Annotated in this window: 13 protein-coding genes, 1 tRNA gene, 2 rRNA genes and 1 pseudogene; 7 read left to right on the top strand and 10 right to left on the bottom strand. The window is 60.4% G+C overall.

What is annotated here, in order from left to right:
- Positions 1-67 precede the first annotated feature (67 nt).
- Complete coding sequence (locus tag EMQ_RS13555; RefSeq protein ID WP_018307861.1) at positions 68-1003, bottom strand: DUF2493 domain-containing protein; 936 nt, start codon at positions 1001-1003, stop codon at positions 68-70.
- A 314-nt stretch (positions 1004-1317) separates the two neighbouring features.
- Positions 1318-2397 carry a DUF7146 domain-containing protein gene (locus EMQ_RS13550; protein WP_018307862.1) on the bottom strand — a complete coding sequence of 360 codons (1080 nt, stop codon included), beginning with the start codon at positions 2395-2397 and terminating at the stop codon, positions 1318-1320.
- Positions 2398-2486: 89 nt separating this feature from the next.
- On the opposite strand from EMQ_RS13550, the gene EMQ_RS13545 reads away from it, so the two are divergent.
- Complete coding sequence (locus tag EMQ_RS13545) at positions 2487-2762, top strand: HU family DNA-binding protein (protein ID WP_010669131.1); 276 nt, start codon at positions 2487-2489, stop codon at positions 2760-2762.
- A gap of 77 nt (positions 2763-2839) precedes the next feature.
- Here EMQ_RS13545 and EMQ_RS13540 read toward each other — a convergent pair whose 3' ends face one another.
- Positions 2840-4042, bottom strand: coding sequence for a hypothetical protein (locus tag EMQ_RS13540; protein ID WP_018307863.1), 1203 nt, complete (start codon positions 4040-4042; stop codon positions 2840-2842).
- 315 nt (positions 4043-4357) lie between these two features.
- Positions 4358-5239 (bottom strand): hypothetical protein, encoded by an 882-nt coding sequence (locus tag EMQ_RS13535; RefSeq protein WP_010665701.1) that lies wholly within the window; start codon positions 5237-5239, stop codon positions 4358-4360.
- A gap of 455 nt (positions 5240-5694) precedes the next feature.
- Between EMQ_RS13535 and EMQ_RS13530 the strand changes: the two genes are divergently transcribed.
- A complete protein-coding gene (locus tag EMQ_RS13530) occupies positions 5695-6384 on the top strand; it encodes a type 1 glutamine amidotransferase domain-containing protein (protein ID WP_018307864.1) in 690 nt (229 codons plus the stop codon).
- On the opposite strand, the gene EMQ_RS13525 is transcribed toward EMQ_RS13530, so the two are convergent.
- Positions 6364-6810: a MerR family transcriptional regulator gene (locus tag EMQ_RS13525; protein ID WP_026200011.1), complete on the bottom strand. Its 447-nt coding sequence runs from the start codon at positions 6808-6810 to the stop codon at positions 6364-6366. The two genes, EMQ_RS13530 and EMQ_RS13525, sit on opposite strands and share 21 nt — an antisense overlap.
- Positions 6811-6901: 91 nt before the next feature.
- Here EMQ_RS13525 and EMQ_RS13520 point away from each other — a divergent pair, with 91 nt between their 5' ends.
- From EMQ_RS13520 to EMQ_RS13510, 3 genes are all read left to right on the top strand, one after another.
- Positions 6902-8194 carry an NADH:flavin oxidoreductase/NADH oxidase family protein gene (locus EMQ_RS13520; protein WP_018307865.1) on the top strand — a complete coding sequence of 431 codons (1293 nt, stop codon included), beginning with the start codon at positions 6902-6904 and terminating at the stop codon, positions 8192-8194.
- Entirely contained in the window at positions 8191-9105 is a 915-nt protein-coding gene (locus EMQ_RS13515) for an acetoacetate decarboxylase family protein (protein ID WP_010667331.1), read from the top strand. Before EMQ_RS13520 ends, EMQ_RS13515 begins: the two co-directional genes overlap by 4 nt.
- Positions 9106-9178: 73 nt before the next feature.
- Positions 9179-10015, top strand: coding sequence for an alpha/beta fold hydrolase (locus EMQ_RS13510; RefSeq protein WP_010667332.1), 837 nt, complete (start codon positions 9179-9181; stop codon positions 10013-10015).
- A 284-nt stretch (positions 10016-10299) separates the two neighbouring features.
- On the opposite strand, the gene EMQ_RS13505 is transcribed toward EMQ_RS13510, so the two are convergent.
- Together EMQ_RS13505 and EMQ_RS17410 are read right to left on the bottom strand one after the other, a co-directional pair.
- Complete coding sequence (locus EMQ_RS13505) at positions 10300-12072, bottom strand: ParB/RepB/Spo0J family partition protein (RefSeq protein WP_407919047.1); 1773 nt, start codon at positions 12070-12072, stop codon at positions 10300-10302.
- Positions 12073-12099: 27 nt separating this feature from the next.
- Positions 12100-12357, bottom strand: coding sequence for a ParB/RepB/Spo0J family partition protein (locus EMQ_RS17410; protein WP_018307867.1), 258 nt, complete (start codon positions 12355-12357; stop codon positions 12100-12102).
- Between the two features lie 392 nt (positions 12358-12749).
- Here EMQ_RS17410 and EMQ_RS13500 point away from each other — a divergent pair, with 392 nt between their 5' ends.
- Both EMQ_RS13500 and EMQ_RS13495 read left to right on the top strand, forming a co-directional pair.
- Complete coding sequence (locus tag EMQ_RS13500; RefSeq protein ID WP_007400124.1) at positions 12750-12944, top strand: hypothetical protein; 195 nt, start codon at positions 12750-12752, stop codon at positions 12942-12944.
- A 12-nt stretch (positions 12945-12956) separates the two neighbouring features.
- Positions 12957-14635, top strand: a pseudogene (locus tag EMQ_RS13495) (recombinase family protein).
- On the opposite strand, the gene EMQ_RS13490 reads toward EMQ_RS13495, so the two are convergent.
- The 3 genes from EMQ_RS13490 to EMQ_RS13480 form a co-directional block, all read right to left on the bottom strand.
- A tRNA-Met gene (locus tag EMQ_RS13490) sits at positions 14592-14668 on the bottom strand. The pseudogene EMQ_RS13495 and the gene EMQ_RS13490 overlap by 44 nt on opposite strands.
- Positions 14669-14705: 37 nt before the next feature.
- Positions 14706-14821: ribosomal RNA gene (rrf, locus tag EMQ_RS13485) — 5S ribosomal RNA — on the bottom strand.
- A gap of 108 nt (positions 14822-14929) precedes the next feature.
- Positions 14930-17667: ribosomal RNA gene (locus tag EMQ_RS13480) — 23S ribosomal RNA — on the bottom strand.
- Positions 17668-17709: the final 42 nt, after the last annotated feature.

Below are 17709 nucleotides of genomic sequence, written 5' to 3'. Positions count from 1 at the left end.
TTCCACAAAATTCAGGACAAAGAAAGTTTTTCCTGTAGTATAATTAAAATAGCTGGAGAACTGGCGCTCACGCGCCAGCCTCCCTGTGGAACCGCCAGACCGGGATACCCATCTGCTTTGCCTTGTCGGCCAGATTGTCCTGAATACCCGATCCCGGAAACACCATGACCCCGATGGGCAGGACTTTCAGCAGGGCGTCGTTGCGCCGGAACGGGGCGGCCTTGCCGTGCCGGTTCCAGTCCGGCTTGAAGGCGATCTGGGCAACCTGCCGGTGATCAGCCCAGCGGGAAGCGATGAATTCAGTCCCCTTCGGTGAGCCACCATGCAGCAGCACCATGTCGGGATGCTTCTCCCGCACCTTGTCCAGACGCTTCCAGATCAGATGGTGGTCCTCGTAATCAGGGCCGCCCGTGACCGCGATCTTGGGGCCGGCCGGCACCAGCAGTTCCGTTTCAGCTTTCCTGCGGGCGTTAAGAAAATCGCGGCTGTCAATCATGGACGCCGTTAGCGTGCTGCGGCTGACCAGCGAACCGGAACGCGGCCGCCAAGGCGACATCGTCAGGCGTTCGAACTGGTCGCAGGCGAGATCGCGGAAGATCTCGTAGGCGTTGCGTCGCTCCAGCAGAGTCAGCCCCTCGGCAATGAGGCGTTCCAGTTCCACCGAGCGGATCTCGCTGCCATCCTGTTCCTGCTGGCTGCGTTTCTGCGCCTGCTCGTTGCGGTCAAGATCACGCTCCACCTGCCCGACCATGCGGTGAAAGACGTTGACCGTGGACCAGAGCAGCGGTTCGAGATCGGGTTCCAGCCGGGTATCGGTCAGTGTGGCTGACACGGCGTCGAAGATGTCAGCCACCGCTCCCTCGATCTGGCTGGCGTCGGGCAGCGGCCTTGCGTCCGGCTCGTCCGCAAACGGACGGTGGCCGTAAAGCTGGAGTTCGGCCAGCACATGGACGGTAGAAGAGGTGGCGTGTGCGGGTTCAAAATCGTCCTGTGTGCGGGTCATGGGTCTGTCCTCCGGTTCTGGCCGCGCCCCTCGCGGCCTTTCCGGGGGCGAATAGCGGCAGACGAAGGCCGGGCCGGAACCGCGCAATGCGCGGCCGAAACGCAGTGGAGGATGGCAGGGAGACGGCTATTTTGCTTCGCGATGCAAAGCGCGGCACGCGCGGCGGAAAATAGCCGTCTCCGCCATTGCAGGCCCGGTCTGGCTGACGCCCGCTCCCCTTCCTGAAAGGCCGCGGGCGCGCCCCATCCGGAAACAGGACAGTCCCGCGCCACGCCGGAAAGAAGACGGACCTCACGCCCCCTTCTTGGCCCGCCTCAGTGCGTGACCGGATGCAGGAACCGCACCACGTCCTGCGGGGCAAGCTGGGGATGCTGGATCGCCCGCATCGCGCCACGCCCGAGATAGCGGAGATCATCATTGAAGTCCGACAGACGCGGTGACAGCACGACGCACTCGATCCCGGCCTCCTGCGTCCGGGTCTGCAGGGTCGTCGCCGCATGGTCCCCGGCCGGATCGTCATCGCGCAGCACATAGAGGCGGCGCAGCGTGGGCGGAAACGCCATGGCGGCGAGATGCGCCGAGGACAGGCACGCAGCCAGTGGCAGATCGGGCATGACCTCATGGAGCGACAGCACCGTCTCGATGCCCTCGCCTGCTGCCAGAACGTCGGACACCGCGCCAAAGCGCACGGCATGGCCGAGCAGGTCGCCCATCGCACGGCGCGGCATTTCGACAGGTGCTTTGCCACGTCCGTCGCGCGCCAGCCAGGTGCGATGCACCCCAGTCAGAGTGCCGTCGAGGTCAGTCACAGCGGCGATCAACGCCGGCCAGGTCTCGGTCGGACTGTCGGCATCAGCCCGGTAGTAGCAGTCAGGATGGAAACGCAGGGACGACAGGTCCGTCAGGCGTGTCAGGTCACGATGCCGCAGCCAAGTTTCCGCCTGTGTGCCCGCAAGCGGGCGGGACATGGCCCAGAGCCGACGTGCGGCGTCTGCGGTGCCAGATGCCTGCCCGGAAGTATCGTAGCTGAACGCATGGGAACGGCCGCGATCAGGGGCCGATCGTGGCTCGGACTGCGGTAGACAGAGAAAGCGCCGGGCCTCGTCGGCGACATCACGAAAATCCCGCAGCCCGAGGCTTTCACGGATGATGTCGAGCAGATCGCCATGCTGCCCCGTCGCGCCATCCGTCCATTTGCCCGCGCGGCCACGTCCGTCCGCTCCACCATGCAGGCGGACATAAAGAGACCGCCCAGGGGTATTGTGGACGTCGCCGACCAGCCAGTAATTGCCATGCCGTCGCCCGGCTGAGAGGTAATGGCGACAGACCGCCTCGGCATTTTCAGCCAGCCTGCGGGCCAGATCGCCAGCATCCCATGACTGCACGTTGGTCATCTCACCCTCCCTGCAGGCTTGATGCCGCCATGATTCCACCGTAACGGCAGAGGCAACGGGCACAGGCCCGAATGCAAAAGGATAGTCCCATGAAGATTGCCGATCTGGTCGATCATATCGCCACCACCACCGACACGAGCAAGACCGATACCCGCAAGGTGCTGGACGCCCTGGTCGAAGCGATGACCACTGCCGCCAAGGCCGGTGATGAAATCACCTTGCCAAACTTCGGCAAGTTCAAGGTCAGGGAAGTCGCCGCCCGCGAAGGCCGCAACCCGGCCACGGGTGCGACCATCCAGATCGCGGCCTCGCGCAAGCTGGCCTTCACGCCTGCCAAGGCGCTGAAGGACAGCCTGAACGACTGACCTGCCGACAGGCAGAAGGCGGCGGATCTCGTCCGCCGCCCCCTCCCCATCACGCCGGCGTCTGATGATGGACGCATTCATCCGACCTTCTCCATCAGCTTGCGTGCCCTGCCCTCAAGATCCAGCCGCGTATCCTGATTGGTCTTCGTCCGCGCCAGCGCCGTGATCCCCTGCACGAAATCGAACACGCTCTCGGGCTTGCGCCCTTCCTCGTTCAAGACCGTTTCGATGATCCTGGTGGTTTCCGGTTTGGAGAACCCACGACGACGCAGGAAACTTTCACGATCGTCATCGGTTCTGGCCACCAGCGCCTTGCGCGAGGCCTGAATGCCAGAGACGAACGACGCCGGGCTGGCCGCGGTAAAATTCCGCAGGGCCGGTGTCGCCTGATGCACGAAACGGGATGCTGCGAACTTGCTATGCCGGATCGTGATCTGTTCGAAATTTTCCACGCCCCAGAGCATCCTGTTTTGACACACTCCGCGCAGATAGAATGACGCTATGCCGAGGCTCTTGCTGCCGACTTCCGAGTTCCAGGCGTAGAAGCCCCGAAAATAGAGATCGGGGTCGCCGTTGGGCAGACGCCCGGCTTCAATCGGGTGCGTATCGTCTACGAGGAATAAAAAAACGTCCCTGTCTGACGCATACAGGGTGGTCGTCTCCTTGGTGATATCGACATAGGGATTATGGGTCATGGTGGCCCAGTCGATGACACCCGGCACCTTCCAGTTGGTATCGCCTGTGCCGTCACCGGCGATCTTGCGCACCGCGCCGACCAGTTCATGGTCCCAGATGCGGCCGTAATCGGGGCCGGTCACGGCGCGCAGTTCCACCCGACCGTCTTCGGTTTCCAGCGTTTTGACCAGTTCGGCCCGGTGCGACAGCAGGCCGTGCTGCAGGTTGATCGCCGCCAGTGGAGCGGGAAGATTGCGCAGATAGGACGACGGCGCACCGACCAGACTGCACATTTGGCCAAAGGACCAGTGGGTGGGCGCAATCGGGTCATTCTGTCCCGGCACGGTCAGGGTCAGGCGTTCGGCATTGTCGCGGGACGCTTCGACACGAATGACGCGGCTCTCGACGGTGCGGGCCGTGGCCCGGTCCGCCCGCGCCAGTGTGGCGGCGTGCAGATCGGACAGCGACAGGTAGCGCTCGTCATCGGGACGCGAGAACCATTCCGACGATACACGGGCGCTACGCTCCCCGCGCGATGGATCGATCCGGAAGCCGCCAGACGCTGCGCCGCGGGACGCAGGGGGCAGGATGGTGGTTGTGGTCATGGAAAACTCTCCTCTGATGCCGGTTATTCGGCACAGAAGGCGAAGCCGACCTCTCCCTCTGATCACCACTTCCCACGCGGGATCCCGTCCAACCGCAGAAACACCCAGCCCCTCATCCCGGAACACGGCGTTCCCGTCACCTACCGGAAATCACGACTGCAATGGGGGGGAAGCGGAAAGTCTGCTGTCTGGTGGTGAGATAAGAAAAGTAGTCATTCAGATCAGTCGGTTGCGTTCATCGAACCGTCAGTGGCTGTTGGGCTTAAATCAAATGGCCTCCGTAGACGCAGCGTGGTTCACTGTGAAAGGTCCTTCCTAGCGCCATCCTTGGGATTTTTCGTAATCGGTAATCGCTGCCCGGATGCCTGCCAAAAGATCCGCAACACACCCTTGTAAATTCACCATTCTGGTTTCAAGAACGTCAGGCAAAGTCGGCGGATTGAGAAAATCATCACCGCGTTCCGTGTTGATCCCGAGATTTTCGCCACCACCAAACAACACAAACCCATTATTTCTGATGTTGATCGATCCTGCATCCAGCGCAGCTTTGTGAGCAATGATATCGCGCGTGGATCGGCCCTTCTGATCACCAATGACGAAGGAGAAATGGGGCATATATCTTTTCAAAATAGGGGCCAGGGCCGCTGATACGGCAGTCGGATGGGACTTCAGGATATTTTTCGCAAACCGATTGAACGAATCCTGAGATTCATTGAAATACGTCGACAAGCCATAGGATAGATAATCGAGCGCCCTTCGGTATGACAGGACGAACGATCTATACTCGAAATCGATTTTCGCAGTATTTCCTATGCACATTGTCGATCCAAGGGGAATCTGACTTGAAATATTTCTGTCCGCGAGTTCTTTGCGTAAGCGAGTATCCATGTCCCGGATCAAGTCTAGTCTATAATAGCACTCTGCCATGGCCCGTTCACAATATTCGACGCCATTCGAAAAGCGTCCATATTTCTTAATTTCGTCGCTCTTGGACAAGCGCCATTGCTCGATAAAATATGGCTTTGTATTGAGCCAATTTCTAAAATCGACAAATGGCGATCGTAGTCCGGGGGCCATCTCGTAACCGGAGATTGCATTGATCGCATGCATCGTGTCGACGATCTTGTCCCCGAGGTAAGGTCGCAATTGGTTAAGGTCAAACCTTTGATCAGCGATAGTTGATTCATTCGTTGACATGTTGGTCCTTTCAATTGCGATACGCGCCTGTTGTAGGACAACAAGCTTGGTTAGCCGCTGACGAGATATCGACCAACCCTGATCGACCTGAACGGACTATGGAAGACAGGAGGCATTCAAGGCTAGCGTCGCTAACATTTGCTTTCTGGATGATCATCAACAGAATCTGAAGGTCGCGACTGTCTCCAACCCAACCGATTGAGATAAACATGCGAATGTCAGTTCTCGGGAAACCGTGTCAAGCGCCTGAATTTCTGAGATGAGGCGACTGCCGCCGGTCTGCTTTGTTGCCACTGAACTGACAGGCGGTTTTGGCCGGGAGGACGGAATGTCGGCTCTCGGTTCAAAGCGACACCGCTCCTGCCATCCCGCGTGTGAATTTATGATCGCTTGACCATGAACCTAGGTTAAAGGTTAGAGACTATCTACCCATTCATCTTGGGGACGTTCCGGTCATGAGCAAGCGTATTCTTCACGTCATCACCAACGTCGCTCATTATGCCGACCCGTCACACCCGACGGGCTTGTGGCTGTCGGAACTGAGTCATGCCTGGGACGTCTTCGCGGCTCAGGGCTACGAACAGCGCTTGGTGAGCCCCGCAGGGGGACCGTCACCGCTGGAACCCCGTGCGCTGAAATGGCCCCTGCTCGATGCCTCCGCAAAGGCATGGCTGAACGACCCGACACGGATGGCATTGCTTTCATCCACCGCACGGCCCGACGAGATCGATACAGCCAGCTATGAGGCCATCTATTTTACCGGAGGTCACGGCGTGATGTGGGACTTTCCCGACAATGCGGGTTTGCAGGCCATCACCCGTGCCATCTGGGAAAGGGGCGGTATCGTCTCTGCCGTCTGCCATGGCTATTGCGGTTTGCTGAATACCCGGTTGTCGGATGACACGCTACTGGTATCCGGCCGACGCATCACGGGTTTCTCCTGGACCGAAGAAGTTCTCGCCGGCGTGGCGAAGGAGATGCCCTACAACGCGGAAGCGGAGATGAAGGCACGCGGGGCTCTCTACGACAAGGCATTGCTGCCGTTCGTGCCCCATGTGGTCACCGATGGCCGGCTGGTCACCGGGCAGAACCCGGCTTCCGCCAAAGCGACCGCGCGCAGGGTTTCAGAATTGCTTCGCGCGTAAGGAAGCGACCGGCATTTCAGCGTCTTCGCCCAGCAGCCGGGTCAACACCCGGCGGGCGTTGGTGGCGCAGTCGATATCGTCCGGACGGGCTTCGATCTCGTCGATGACCTGCAGCAGATGCGCCTTGCTCCGCGCGAGCCGGGCTTGCAGCGTTTCGATATCCGCGACCTTGCGGGTCAGCGCGCCGACCAATGCGTCGTGCTCCCAATGTTCCAGATCGGCGGGCAGCAGCGCACGAATTTCGTCAAGACTGAAGCCCGCGCCCTGAGCGAGGGCGATCAGGCCCAGGATTGTAACAGCCTCCGCCGGATAGGACCGATAGCCGTTCGCCTTGCGATCCACGGCCTTCAGCAAACCGATCCTCTCGTAGAAGCGGATGCGCGAGGGCGTCAAACCACTCCGCTGTGCCAATTCCCCGATCTTCACGACGCTTCCCCCTCCGTGAAATCATCTCTTGACCTTAAAGTTAACTTGAATGTCAGGCTCTGCCCAGAACGTTTCTCGTGGAGTCCGGTCCATGTCTCTGTTTTCGCCCCTGACGTTGCCCAATGGCGCCGTCGTTCCCAACCGTCTCGCCAAGGCGGCAATGGAAGAGAATATGGCCGATGCCGATCACGCACCGTCCGACGAACTGATTCGTCTATATCGTGCCTGGGGACAGGGGGGAGCAGGTCTGGTCATCACCGGCAATGTGATGATCGACGCCAGGGCCATGACCGGGCCGGCAGGCGTGGTGCTGGAGAATGACAGGCACCTTGACCGCTTCCGTACCTGGTCGGACACCGCGCGGGCCGGTGGCAGCCAGATCTGGATGCAGATCAACCACCCCGGTCGGCAGATGCCGGCGAGCCTCGGGCGGGAAACCCTCGCGCCTTCCGCCATCCCCCTTGATCTCGGCCGGCAGTCGAAGATGTTTCCGGTGCCGCGCGCCATGACGGCGGCCGATATCGCCGATGTACAGCAGCGTTTCGTCAATACCGCGCGGCTGGCCGAACGGGCCGGTTTCACCGGCGTCGAGATCCACGCCGCCCATGGCTATCTGCTCAGCCAGTTTCTCTCCCCGCTCGCCAACCACCGGACCGACCAGTGGGGCGGCAGCCTCGAAAACCGGGCACGCCTGCTGCTCGACATCGTGCGTGACACGCGCGCGGCGGTACGGCCGGCGTTTTCGGTCGCGGTCAAACTCAACTCCGCCGATTTCCAGCGCGGAGGTTTTTCGCCGGAGGATGCCCGCTCCGTCGTGCGCATGCTGGGTGGCCTCGGCGTCGATCTCGTCGAACTGTCGGGCGGCAGCTACGAGGCACCCGCGATGATGGGCACTGCGCGCGACGAGCGCACGCTGGCGCGCGAGGCCTATTTCCTCGATTTCGCCCGCGAGATCAAAACCGTCGCCACCATGCCGCTGATGGTGACGGGGGGCATCCGGCGGCACGCGGTCGCCGAAAAGGTGATCGACAACGGCATCGCCATGGCGGGCATGGCCACCGCTCTGGCGATCGAACCCGACCTGCCGAAACGATGGAAGCAAGGGCACGACGACGCGCCCGCGCTGAAGCCGATCGGCTGGAAGAACAAGGCCCTCGCATCGGCGGCGCACATGGCGGCCGTGCGGTACCAGATGGTCCGACTTGCCTCCGGCCGACCGACAAGACCGCTTGTCTCGCCTCTCATGGCCTTCATCCGGGCGCAACTGACAGGCCGCAGGCAGGCGCGGGCCTACCGCGCATGGATGGTGAACGGCGCTCCGCCCCGGAAGGCTGGAGACACGGCAGCCGGTATGACCATGCGCCCCCTTGGCGGCAAGGCATGACCGACATGGACGGATGCACCATCGATGTGGAGTTCGGCGGCCACAAGATACCGGTCCTGGCCGGAGGCTATTACGACCGTTTCCGCTCCAACCCGGACCTCGACGCCATCGCGCGCGATCCGGCGGCGGGAAACATCGACTTCTTCCGCCGTATCCCGAAGCAGAAAATAGAGTCCCGGATCGGGCCCGTATGGGCGCCGAATTTCTATTATCGTAGCAGCAGCGTGCAGCTTCTCATGCCGGCGCCTGTTTCCCGCCTGAAGGCGATTTTGCCGGAGCCGCTCGAGCCGCTGCGCGCCTGCCCCGGATACGGCCTGGTGGCGCTGACGTTCTTTTCCTACGCCGTCTGCGACAACGACCCGTACGACGAAGCCTCCATCGCCATCGTCATCCGCAGACCCGGCGCATGGGGTCCGCACGCGCTGGAACTGGCAGCGGCGATACGGCGCCGTAGTTTCCACGCCCATGTGCTCGCCCTTCCCGTCACGACCGAGATTTCCCGCGTGCGGGGCGTGGAATGCTACCAGCTTCCCAAATGGCTGGCCGGTATCAGCGTGACGATTGGAGCCGAAGTGCGGGCAGCCACACAGGCACCCGATGGGACCCCGGACCTGACCCTGCGGGCACCGGCACCGGATTTCGTCGATGTACCGTCACAATCGCATATGGGTGCCAACACGATGATCCATCAGATCGCCGGGCGCTGGCACAGGACGACTGTCCGTTCGAACACGCTGTCCTTCGCGCAGAGAATGCTGCCACGCGATGTCACCCTGTCGCGTCATGGCGGCCCGATGAGCGATCTTCTGGGCGGCCTGGGCGTTGCAAGACCATTGCGGCTCGATGTCGTTCGGGATGCGCAGCTGGTGCTGAACATGCCCGAGCCGTTCACCATGCCCGGATCTGGATGAAAAGGATCAACGACTGCCTTCATCACGCTGATCCTGACGTAACCCTTTCATCAACCAGACGGAGGAACAATCCATGTCATTCGTAACGACACAGGATGGTGTACAGATTTTTTACAAGGACTGGGGACCGAAGGACGCCCAGCCGATCGCCTTCCATCATGGCTGGCCGCTCAGCGCGGACGACTGGGATGCGCAGATGCTGTTTTTCCTGTCGAAGGGCTTTCGGGTCATCGCTCATGACCGGCGTGGGCACGGACGTTCGTCGCAGGTGAGCGAGGACCATAATATGGACCACTACGCCGCCGATGCCTCGGCGGTGATGGAGACGCTTGACCTGAAGAATGCCGTCCATGTCGGTCACTCGACCGGTGGCGGCCAGGTCGCGCGCTATGTCGCGCAGTTCGGCCAGCCACAGGGCCGCGTCGCGAAGGCGGTTCTGATCAGTGCCGTGCCGCCGCTGATGGTCAAGACGGATCGCAGCCCCGAGGGCGCGCCGATCGAGGTGCTGGACGGGTTGCGCGCCGCTCTGGCCGCCAATCGCGCGCAATTCTTCCTCGACGTGCCGACCGGCCCGTTCTACGGCTTCAACCGTTCTGGCGCGGAGATTTCCGACGGCACGATCCGCAACTGGTGGCGCCAGGGCATGATGGGCAGCGCCAAGGCCCATTACGAAGGTATCAAGGCGTTCTCCGAAACCGACCAGACCGAGGATCTGAAGGCGATTACGGTACCCACCCTCGTGATGCAGGGCGATGACGATCAGGTCGTGCCCTACAAGAACGCGGCGCTTCTTCAGCATCAGTTGATCGAGGGCAGCACGCTGAAGATCTATCCGGGTTTTCCGCATGGCATGCACACGACCCATGCCGATACGATCAATGCCGATATCCTGGCCTTTATCAAAGGCTGAGCGGCCGTTCATTCGCGGGGTGGCGCATGGTGCCCCCCGCATTTTGGAGTCAGTAAACGCTCATAATGCCGGAAGACGCCGGGTCCACCCGATATCACGCTCTCCATGATGCCGAGAAGAAGATGATGAAGATCAGATAATTCTGACAGTCCGCTTTACGTTGCACACATCGAGACGCTGTATGCCGTATTTGAGGCGGAAGCAGAAGCACTGCCGAGTAGCATGACAGCATGGAAAAAGCGGCTTCCGGAGACCAGAAGCCGCCATTTTTATTCAGAGAAACCCTATTCGGCAGCGACCGCAACGTGGCCATCCTCTATGTAATCGGGCGCTTTATCAGCCTCCGTCTGCGCGGGCAGGACTTTTGTGCGTAATGATTCGGGCAGCCAGCCTGAGCCGTCGAGCAGCCGCTCTGCCTCACGTGCCATGTCAGGCTTTTTGAGATGGACAATACGGTTAGCAGCCTCGTCGCCCCGCGCCTCACGTACAGCTTCGAGGATGCGCGCCTTGGTGACACGGCCGAGATAATTCTCCACCGTCGGCTGCCAGCCCGCTTCGGCCAGATCGAGCCGGAGCGCGATGGCAAGCCGGTCGGCGCGGGCCAGCCGCTCCCTGATGCTACGCGCCAATGACGGACCATGGGACGATTCATGCAGCGCATTGACCCCGAAGGACAGGCAATGCGCCAGCAGGGCCAGGCGACTGGTATCATCCAACCCACCGAGCCACTGCCAGAGCGCGTCCTCGTCCTCCGGCAGATCGTGCTTCCAGCCCTCATTGCGCTGGCGCAGCGCGTGGGCCGGCAGGCTGCCCGGCATGTCGGGGGAATGGACCTGCAGCGGGACTTCCCGGACATAGGCTTCCAGGCAGTCCGCGCCCGAGACCTGCCAGTAGAGATCACGCACCAGCGTGTGGAGCAGTTCGGTCAGCGCGATATGCGGATTGCCGGCAAACACATCGCGCAGCGCGAGCGTGCGCCAGGCCGTCAGTTCCGTCAGCAGGCGGTCGGAAAGCGGCTTCATTCCGTCTTCTTCCTCGGCCTCGGCGTCCGGACCACTTTCCCGCAGGCCCCCTTCGCCGTCGTCATCCGCGCTGTGATAGACGACCGCATCATCATCACTCTCGGGTGCACCGTGGCCGTCCTCAGATTCGGCCAGCACATCTTCCGGCCGGACGAAACCCCGTTCGACCAGCAGGGTGCCGTCCGTATCCAGGCTGACGAACACACCGGCCCGCATCATATCCGTCGGGTCGAAGGCCACGGGGCGTTCTTCCAGCGCCTCGATGGCCCGTTCGATTTCACCCAGACGCGCATCGACTTCCTCCGGGAACTCATCGGCCTGCGCATATTCCGCTTCGATGGTTTCCTGCTCGCTGTGCAGCGCGGCCAGACGGGCCGCTTCTTCTTCCGAGAGCGCAACAGGCATGCCCTCGATCTCCACGAAGTCCCGCGTGTGCCCCCACGGGAAAGACAGCGCCGTTTCCACCCATTTCCAACCCTCGGCACGGATATCCTCTGCGGCTGACGACAGCTTTTCCATGACCAACCGGTCGAGCAGGGTCGGATCCTGCAGCCAGCCGCCATCGTCGGCTTCGAACAGGTCACGCATGACGGGACCGCCGGCAGCAAGATAGGCGTCCAGCCCGACGAAGCGTACGCGACGATCCGATGCGCGCACGGTTTTTTCCGTCAGCATGCGGCGGATCAGATAGGGCTCGCGGTTATGGCTCTGGGCGATAATCTCCCAGACCTGTTCCTGACGGGTGTGGTCATCGCTGATCGAGAAGGCCATGAGCTGTTCCAGCTTCATGCCATCCTGCTCGTAGATCTCGAGCAGCTTGTCCGAAACGGTCATCAGGCGCAGGCGCTGCTTGACCACGGTGGGCACGACGAAGAACGCGGCAGCGATTTCTTCCTCGGACATGCCTTTTTCCAACATGTCGCGAAAGGCGCGAAACTGGTCCAGTGGATGCAGCGCTACGCGCTGGACGTTTTCGGCCAGGGAATCATCCTCGGCGAGAATGGCCGATCCGGCCTCGCGCACGACGCAGGGCACCGGGGCGGTCTTCGCCAGTTTCTTCTGCTACACCAGCAGTTCGAGGGCGCGGAACCGGCGGCCCCCGGCCGGCACTTCGTAGCAGCCGGTTTCTGCCCCCTCGCAGTTCAGGACAGGCCGGACGTTCAGACTCTGAAGCAAGCCCCGACGTTCGATGTCGCGGGCCAGTTCCTCGACCGACAGGCCGGCCTTCACGCGCCGTACGTTGGACTGCGACAGTACCAGCCTGTTGAAAGGGATATCACGGGACGCATTGAGGGCGATTTTCTGGATGGCGCTCGCCATGGCGGAACACTCCGTGACGGACAGGCGGAAGCCTCTCTTCCACCCCTGAATCCGTCACGAAAACCCCACGTCCCTCTTCCTCTCTCCCGGCCCCATCAGACACCGGATCGCCTCCACGGAACCGCGTAGAGACGGCTTTACGGAACGCAGCTCCGTGCCAACCACCCCGCGAGTCGATGCACACTGCGATACATTGCGACTATTATAGTCGTTATATCACCACTTTGTGATAGTCCCGACAGTGATAGCCGCAAGTGTTCGCGACTATCCCGAAGCCCTCTTCCTGCGATCCATCTCCCTGTTTCCACGTATTTTCCTGTTCACGCATATCCCGTCCGACCTCCACAGTGCCTTCAGAGGCAAGCACAGGTCGGTGCAGAAAGGACGGGAAGATGGCACGCCAACGCGATACGATAGCTGGCAAGCTGCGGCTCGTTCTCGACGCCCCGGACGCCAACGTGACACCATTGCGCAGTGGAGCCGATCCACGGCTGGTCAGTCTGGTCCGGCTTCTGGCCCGTCAGGCCGCACGGGATTTCGTCAACGCTGAAGTGGAGGCCGCGAGGCGACGCGATCTCCAGGATTAGGGAGATGGGATTGTGAAGGTCGCGCTGTATGCCCGCTATTCGTCCGAAAACCAGCGTGATGCCTCAATCGAGGATCAGTTACGCCTCTGCCGGCTTCACGCGGAGAAACAGGGCTGGACGATCGTCGACAGCTACACCGACCGGGCGATTTCGGGTGCTTCCCTGCTCCGCCCAGGTATTCAGGAACTGATCCAGGACGCCACGCGCGGCCGCTTCACGATCGTACTGGCCGAAGCCATGGACCGGCTGTCGCGGGACCAAGAAGATATCGCCGGGCTGTTCAAGCGGATGACCTTCTCCGGCGTGCGGATCATCACCCTCTCCGAGGGCGACGTCACACACCTGCATATCGGACTCAAGGGCACCATGAATGCCCTGTTCCTCAAGGACCTAGCCGAGAAGGTCCGGCGAGGGCTGCGCGGACGCGTCGAGGACGGCAAGTCCGGCGGAGGCAATGCCTATGGCTATGACGTGGTGCGCCAGTTTGACGCCAGGGGTGAGCGCATTCGCGGCGACCGGACCATCAACGATGAGGAAGCCCGCACGGTCAGACGGATCTTCACCGATTACACCCGCGGCAAGTCGTCGCGCACGATCGCGATGGAACTGAACCGGGATGGCGTTCCGGGGCCACAGGGACGCGAATGGGGACCATCCACCATTCACGGCAATCGGGAACGCGGCACCGGCATCCTCAACAACGAGATGTACGTGGGGCGCCTGGTCTGGAACCGCCAGCGTTTCATCAAGGATCCCGATACCGGCAAGCGCGTCTCGCGCCTCAATCCTGAATCCGAATGGGTGATCCAGGAGGTGCCGGAGCTGCGGATCGTCGACCAGGAGCTGTGGGACGCGGTCAAGGCGCGGCAGGCCAGCGTCAGCGCCAGCCGGGACACACGCGACACATCATCGCCCGACCATTTCCGCGAGAAACGCCGCCCCCGCTATCTCTTCTCCGGCCTGAGCAAATGCGGCTGCTGTGGTGGTGGCTATTCGATGATCTCCGGCACATTGCTCGGCTGCTCGGCTGCTCGACCGCGCGCAACAAGGGCACATGCGACAACCGCACCAATATCCGTCGCGAGGAGCTGGAGCGGCGCGTCCTCGATGCCCTGCGCCACCATCTCATGGACCCGGACCTGTTCGCCGAATTCTGCGCCGCCTTCACCACCGAGATGAACCGACTGCGCATGGAGGCGTCGGCCGACATCGGCGCAGCGGAATCAGAACTGAAGCGGGTCGAGCGCGACATCCAGCGCCTGATGGACCTCTATCTTTCGGAAGCCATCTCGATCGAGACGGTCAAAGAGCGCGGATCGAAGCTCGAAGCCCGCAAGACAGAACTCAAGGACTTCCTCGCCACCGCCGAGGCACCCCCGCCTTTGCTGCACCCGCAGATGGCAGAGTTCTATCATCGGCAACTCGCGCGCCTGCACGACATGCTGCATTCGGAGCTGGACGAGAAGCGCCAGGAGGCGGCCGAGGTGATCGAGGCCATCATTCTCACCCCGTCCGACAAGGGGCTACAGATCGATGTCCGGGGCGATCTTGCTGGTATCCTGGCAGTCGCGTCGGGCAATGGAAACGCGAAAAACCCAGCCCGTTTCCGGACTGGGGTTCGTGATGCGTTCGTATCGCAAGTATCGTTGGTTGCGGGGACAGGATTTGAACCTGTGACCTTCAGGTTATGAGCCTGACGAGCTACCGGGCTGCTCCACCCCGCGGTGGTTTATGTGATGTGATTATGATGTGGATTGGAAGACCTGGCGGCGACCGACTTTCCCACGGCTTAAGCCGCAGTATCATAGGCGCTGGGGGTTTTCACGGCCGAGTTCGGGATGGGATCGGGTGGATCTCTCCCCGCCATAGCCACCAGGTCATCCAACCCACATCTGAGTAGGTCAGTGATTAACGGTTGGTGTTATTTTTGAAATGTGCGGCATGGATGATTTCTGTGCATGGGGTGCTTCTCTGGGAGAAGCTTGCAAGTGAGTTCTCGTGGGCGATTAGGACCAGTTAGCTGCACGCATTACTGCGCTTCCACACCTGGCCTATTGACGTGATGGTCTATCACGGCCCTTGGGGAGACCTAGTTTTGAGGTGGGTTTCCCGCTTAGATGCTTTCAGCGGTTATCCCTTCCATACTTAGCTACCCGGCTGTGCCGCTGGCACGACAACCGGTGCACCAGAGGTATGTTCATCCCGGTCCTCTCGTACTAGGGACAAATCCTCTCAAGTCTCCAACATCCACGGCAGATAGGGACCGAACTGTCTCACGACGTTCTAAACCCAGCTCACGTACCACTTTAATCGGCGAACAGCCGAACCCTTGGGACCTGCTCCAGCCCCAGGATGTGATGAGCCGACATCGAGGTGCCAAACCTCCCCGTCGATGTGGACTCTTGGGGGAGATCAGCCTGTTATCCCTAGAGTACCTTTTATCCGTTGAGCGATGGCCCTTCCACGCGGGACCACCGGATCACTATGGCCGACTTTCGTCTCTGATCGAGCTGTCACTCTCACAGTCAGGCGGGCTTATGCCATTGCACTCGACAGCCGGTTTCCGACCGGCCTGAGCCCACCATCGCGCGCCTCCGTTACACTTTGGGAGGCGACCGCCCCAGTCAAACTGCCCACCATGCAGGGTCCCGGACCAGGCTTACTGGTCGCGGTTAGACATCAGAAAAATTCAGGGTGGTATTTCAAGGATGGCTCCACAGGAACTGGCGCCCCTGCTTCAAAGCCTCCCACCTATCCTACACAGAATGTCTCTGATGCCACTGCAAAGCTGCAGTAAAGGTTCATAGGGTCTTTCCGTCTGACCGCGGATACCCCGCATCTTCACGGGGAATTCAATTTCGCTGAGCCGATGCTGGAGACAGCGGGGAAGTCGTTACGCCATTCGTGCAGGTCGGAACTTACCCGACAAGGAATTTCGCTACCTTAGGACCGTTATAGTTACGGCCGCCGTTTACCGGGGCTTCAATTCAGTGCTCTCACACCTCCTCTTAACCTTCCGGCACCGGGCAGGCGTCAGACCCTATACGTCGTCTCTCGACTTCGCAGAGTCCTGTGTTTTTAATAAACAGTCGCTACCCCCTGGTCTGTGCCACCCGCAAATGGTTGCCCACTCACGGGTCTCGCTTATCCCGAAGTTACGCGAGTAATTTGCCTAGTTCCTTCAGCATCGTTCTCTCAAGCGCCTTGGTATGCTCTACCAGTCCACCTGTGTCGGTTTAGGGTACGGTCTATATGCCAGAGCTATTTCCTGGAATGCTCAAAAAGCCAGTCCAATCCGATAAGGACTGACAACATCTCGCATTCGTCACTTCTGGCAGGTTCAGGAATATTAACCTGATTTCCATCGACTACGGCTTTCGCCCTCGCCTTAGGGGCCGACTAACCCTGCGTGGATTAACCTTGCGCAGGAAACCTTGGACTTACGGCGACAGTGTTTCTCGCACTGTTTGTCGCTACTCATGTCAGCATTCGCACTTCCGATATCTCCAGAGAGGGTCACCCCGTCTCCTTCACAGACTTACGGAACGCTCCGCTACCGCGCATACAAAGTATGCACCCACAGCTTCGGCACGTGGCTTGAGCCCCGTTACATTTTCGGCGCAGGGTTTCTAATAGACCAGTGAGCTATTACGCTTTCTTTAAAGGATGGCTGCTTCTAAGCCAACCTCCTGGTTGTTTTGGAATCCCCACATCCTTTCCCACTTAGCCACGATTTAGGGGCCTTAGCTGGTGGTCTGGGCTGTTTCCCTCTCGACAATGGACCTTAGCACCCACTGTCTGTCTGCCAGGCTAAACTTCCGGGTATTCGGAGTTTGGTTAGGTTTGGTAAGGCTTTGGGCCCCCCTAGCCCATCCAGTGCTCTACCCCCCGGGGTCAACACCTGACGATCTACCTCAATAGATTTCGCGGAGAACCAGCTATCTCCGAGTTTGATTGGCCTTTCACCCCTAACCACAGCTCATCCCCGACTTTTTCAACAGGCGTGGGTTCGGTCCTCCAGTGCGTGTTACCGCACCTTCAACCTGGCCATGGCTAGATCACTCGGTTTCGGGTCTTCTGCCAGCAACTCGTCGCCCTATTCAGACTCGCTTTCGCTACGCCTACACCTACCGGCTTAAGCTTGCTGCAAACAGAAACTCGCTGACCCATTATACAAAAGGTACGCCGTCACCCCATAAGAGGCTCCGACTGCTTGTAGGCGTCCGGTTTCAGGTCTCTTTCACTCCCCTCATCGGGGTGCTTTTCACCTTTCCCTCACGGTACTTGTTCACTATCGGTCACTAGAGAGTATTTAGGCTTGGAGGGTGGTCCCCCCATGTTCAGACAGGGTTTCACGTGCCCCGCCCTACTCAAGGACCATAAGAAGCATTACGCATAAGGGGCTATCACCCACTATGGCTGCACTTTCCAGAGCATTCTGCTTGTCTTCTCATGGCCACTGGCCTGTTCCGCGTTCGCTCGCCACTACTAGCGGAATCTCAATTGATGTCTTTTCCTCCGGGTACTTAGATGTTTCAGTTCCCCAGGTTTGCCTCCTACACCTATGTATTCAGTGCAGGATCCTCTTGCGAGGGGGTTGCCCCATTCGGATATCCACGGATCAAAGCCTACTCGCGGCTCCCCGTGGCTTTTCGCAGCGTGCCACGTCCTTCATCGCCTTCTAGTGCCAAGGCATCCACCGAACGCCCTTCTCGCACTCACTTGCTCCCATGCACAGAAACCATCCATACCAAGGCAGAACCCC

Origin of the sequence: Acetobacter aceti NBRC 14818, assembly GCF_000193495.2 — a bacterium.
Classification (GTDB): domain Bacteria; phylum Pseudomonadota; class Alphaproteobacteria; order Acetobacterales; family Acetobacteraceae; genus Acetobacter; species Acetobacter aceti.
The sequence above is the reverse complement of the archived record's forward strand: the minus strand, read 5'-3'. Positions and strand labels throughout refer to the sequence as shown.